Genomic DNA, 3,668 nt, shown 5'->3' with positions numbered 1-3,668 from the left:
TCCAGCTACATCAAATGTTCCAAAAAAATATAGAAGAGCTAATGCAAATTAGCCGCTATCGGTTGAAGGATTACATCAAAGGACAAAGAGCGATATCGCTTGCCCTATCTACCTTCTAGCTCGCTTGTCCCCCTCTCAGGTCGCCACCAGTGGAACCGGGGGCGGTTTTAGTAAGTTTTGCGCCGGAAATCTCGACATTGCCGGGGCATCGCGGGTGATCCGGAAGGAAGAGATCGAGAAATGTCGGGAAAACGGCGTGGAATTTCTGGAATTACCGATGGCGATCGACGGATTGGCAGTGATTGTCAATAAAAAAAATCAATTCGCCAAGTGTTTAACGATTAAAGAACTCGATCGAATGTGGAACACGAAAGCGGAGGGTAGGATTACCAGTTGGAAACAGATTAATCCCAAATTTCCCGACGAGAGATTATTACTTTTCGCGCCGCCTTCCGATACGGGAACCTTCGATTATTTCACCCAAGCGATTACGGGAAAACGGAGAAATAGCCGTACCGATTTCACCCCGAACCGCAATCAAAACGCGCTCGTGCAGGGGGTGATCGGCAATCCATCCGCGCTTGCCTATTTAGGCATCTCTTTCTATATGCAGAACCAAGATCGATTGAACTTGGTGGCGATCGAAAATAATGAAGGAAAATGCGTCAAACCGGTCCCCCTCGATAACGTTCTCCGCAATGTCTATAATCCCCTTTCCCGTCCCCTGTTTATCTACGTCAACAAGAATAATTTAAAAACGAATCCATCCCTGGAAAAATTCGTGCGCTTCTATTTAGAAAATTCCTGGAAATGGGTCGATGGCGTGGGTTACGTCGCTTTACCTGATGAGGCCTACGTCAAAACCCTGCGGAAATTCGAGCGCGGGGAAACGGGATCGAAATTCGGCAAAGCTAAACCGGGAGAACCGATCACGAACTTTATCTAAAAAAGGAATTTTGTTAAACCATGACCTTAACCCCGAGTTCTTTCGATAATTCTTTTTTCGCGGCAGATAATTCACTCCTCAAGCACCCCGGCGACGATATTCAAGAGAAGATAATCGCGCTGATTCTCTTCTCTTGCGCTTTCGTTTCCGTGGCGACGACAATCGGCATCGTGGCGATTATTTTTAGTGAAACCTGGGGATTTTTTCAAGAGGTATCTTTCGCCCAATTCTTTCTCGATACCCGTTGGACTCCACTGTTCGCCACCCCTCATTTCGGTATCTGGCCGCTAATTAACGGGACATTTTTAACCACAGCCATCGCTATGTCCGTCGCGGTTCCTTTAGGCCTATCTTCCGCGATCTACCTCGCCGAATACGCGAAACCGAACCTAGCGGCGATTTTACGCCCTGCGGTGGAACTTCTCGCCGGGATTCCCACGGTGGTGTACGGGTACTTCGCCCTACTGGTGGTCACGCCCACTTTGCGGAATCTTTTCCCCGTCGAGATTTTTAACGCCCTCAGCGCCGGGTTAATGATGGGAATCATGATCACTCCCACGGTGGGATCGATTAGTTTAGACGCGATCCGAGCGGTTCCCCGTTCCCTGCGCGAGGGTTCCTACGCCCTAGGAATTACCAAGCTGGAAACGATTTTTAAAGTGGTTCTCCCCGCCGCCCTCTCCGGGATCATGGCCTCGATTATTCTGGGAATGTCCCGGGCGGTGGGGGAAACGATGACGGTGTTGATCGCCGCCGGCTCGCAACCCCGGCTTACCCTCAATCCCTTCGAGTCGATCGCCACGATGACCGCTTTTATGGCCGAGATTTCCGGGGGAGATGCGCCCCGGGGCAGTCTCAGTTTTAAAACCCTCTACGCAGTCGGCGCGGTGCTTTTTTTGATCACGTTGGCACTGAATCTGGCCAGTTACTGGATCTCCCACCGTTTTAAAGAAAAATACGATTGATTTGCCATGGTTAAATCCTCTGTTAAGTCCGATACCGTTGAATTTATCGACCATCTGGAACGCCGGGAGGCGATCGGCAAATTCTGCGAGTATCTTTTCTTCTTCGGTTTACTGATCGGTTTGTTCGTTCTGGCGCTGTTGGTGTTGAATATCGCCCACGATGGACTGGGACGACTCTTAACCCCCGGATTCCTCACGGAAACGCCTTCCCGTTTCCCGGAAAGGGGCGGTATCCGTCCGGCGATCATCGGTAGTTTCTATCTGGGAATTATCGTGCTTCTCGTGGCGGTACCGATCGGGGTCGGGTCGGCTTTGTATCTAGAGGAATACGCCCCGAAAACTTGGTGGACGGCACTGATCGAGGTGAATATCGGCAATCTGGCCGGGGTTCCCTCGATCGTCTACGGCTTATTAGGATTAGCGGTTTTTAACTATCTGCTCAATTTTGGCCCGACGCTGATTTCCGGCGCGTTAACCCTTGCGCTTCTCTCGCTGCCGGTGATTATCGTCACGGCGCGGGAGGCGATCCGGGCGGTTCCCGATTCCCTACGCCAAGCCTCCTACGGTCTAGGCAGTACCAAATGGCAAACGATCCAACACCATGTTTTACCCTACGCGGTGCCGGGGATTCTCACGGGGGTGATTATCTCCGTGTCGCGGGCGATCGGAGACGCGGCTTCCTTAATGGTCGTCGGTGCGGTTAGTTTCCTCACTTTCGATCCTGGTTTATTCCAACGCTTTATGGCACTACCGATTCAAATTTTCAGCTATATCACCCGTCCCGAACCAGGTTTCGCCAATGCTGCGGCGGCCGCGATTATCGTTCTGATCCTGTTAATTCTCGCCCTCAACGCCATCGCTATCTATCTACGTCAACATTATTCCCAATCGAGTCAACCTTGATGGCTCCACTTTTCCCTCTTAACCAATCGTTTAATCCTATTTGAGGATATCTTGAACCATGACCGACTCCCTTAGAGCAAATGACGGCGTTTTCAACTTGGAATTTTCATCTGAGTTCGTTCAACAATTCAGCCAAGGTAGATTAACAACTCTAGAACAAGTGGCTCAGTTTAACCCGGAAGGCTATGTGAAGCGATCGATTTTCAAAACCGATTCTTTGCACTTTGGCCTGTACTGTCTAGAGCCTGGACAAATTAACGCCCGACACAAACATCCTCAGAATGATGAAATTTGCTATGTCGTCCGGGGAACGGGGGAGATTGTCATTGGAGATGAAATAGCCGCAGTGGAAGCCGGAGTTTTCATCCATGCACATCAAAGCGTTGAGCATGAAATCAGAAACACTGGGACGGAACGGATGTTGATTATTGTCGTTCAGTCTCCGCTGCCACTGAAAACTGAGCGTTGATTGAAAATGGCGAAAAACCTCTATGTTTCCGATTGAGATGGAAACCCAGGCAATAATCTTGCGGTTCTCTCTGACTTCGATCAATAGCCTAGAACTTAACCATTGACAGGATTACCAAATATGAGCTATGGGTTTCGGGCATTTTAACGTGATTTCTTGATCACTTTTCAGCGATCGCTATCCTTGGGCAATTAATCGCCAAAAGTCTGATGAGAAAGCCATCTGGATGGCTCCTTTTTTCCCGCTTAACCTGCATTATTCACCAACTGGCAAAAACCTGATTGTGAGGACATCTCAAAAAACAGACTGTTTTTCAGCCAGATCGCTAGATGAACTTCTTGCCAAGGCTTTCGAGGATTTTCCAAAGTCTTCATGAATAATGCAG

General features: G+C 49.3%; 4 protein-coding genes. All 4 read left to right on the top strand.

The annotated features are described in order from the left end of the window. Window positions 1-124: 124 nt before the first annotated feature. The 4 genes from IM496_RS20225 to IM496_RS20210 are packed head-to-tail and all read left to right on the top strand — an operon-like array spanning window position 125 to window position 3,283. The gene (locus tag IM496_RS20225) at window positions 125-946 is read left to right on the top strand and encodes a PstS family phosphate ABC transporter substrate-binding protein (RefSeq protein ID WP_287663062.1); all 822 of its coding nucleotides are present in this window, start codon (window positions 125-127) and stop codon (window positions 944-946) included. Between the two features lie 20 nt (window positions 947-966). Beyond that, window positions 967-1,911 carry a phosphate ABC transporter permease subunit PstC gene (gene pstC, locus IM496_RS20220; protein ID WP_061430481.1) on the top strand — a complete coding sequence of 315 codons (945 nt, stop codon included), beginning with the start codon at window positions 967-969 and terminating at the stop codon, window positions 1,909-1,911. Window positions 1,912-1,917: 6 nt separating this feature from the next. After that, window positions 1,918-2,814, top strand: a complete 897-nt coding sequence (gene pstA / locus IM496_RS20215; protein WP_194017339.1) for a phosphate ABC transporter permease PstA — start codon at window positions 1,918-1,920, stop codon at window positions 2,812-2,814. Window positions 2,815-2,872: 58 nt separating this feature from the next. Next, a complete protein-coding gene (locus tag IM496_RS20210; RefSeq protein ID WP_194017341.1) occupies window positions 2,873-3,283 on the top strand; it encodes a cupin domain-containing protein in 411 nt (136 codons plus the stop codon). Window positions 3,284-3,668 lie beyond the last annotated feature (385 nt).

Origin of the sequence: Microcystis sp. M049S2 (genome assembly GCF_020245625.1) — a bacterium.
Lineage (GTDB): Bacteria > Cyanobacteriota > Cyanobacteriia > Cyanobacteriales > Microcystaceae > Microcystis > Microcystis ichthyoblabe_A.
This window is presented reverse-complemented; position numbering and strand designations above follow the sequence as displayed.

Bases quoted from the DNA above. Each gene is read 5' to 3' on its own strand.
- pstC (WP_061430481.1), top strand. From the start codon at position 967: ATGACCTTAACCCCGAGTTCTTTCGATAATTCTTTTTTCGCGGCAGAT.
- pstA (WP_194017339.1), top strand. From the start codon at position 1,918: ATGGTTAAATCCTCTGTTAAGTCCGATACCGTTGAATTTATCGACCAT.
- IM496_RS20210 (WP_194017341.1), top strand. From the start codon at position 2,873: ATGACCGACTCCCTTAGAGCAAATGACGGCGTTTTCAACTTGGAATTT.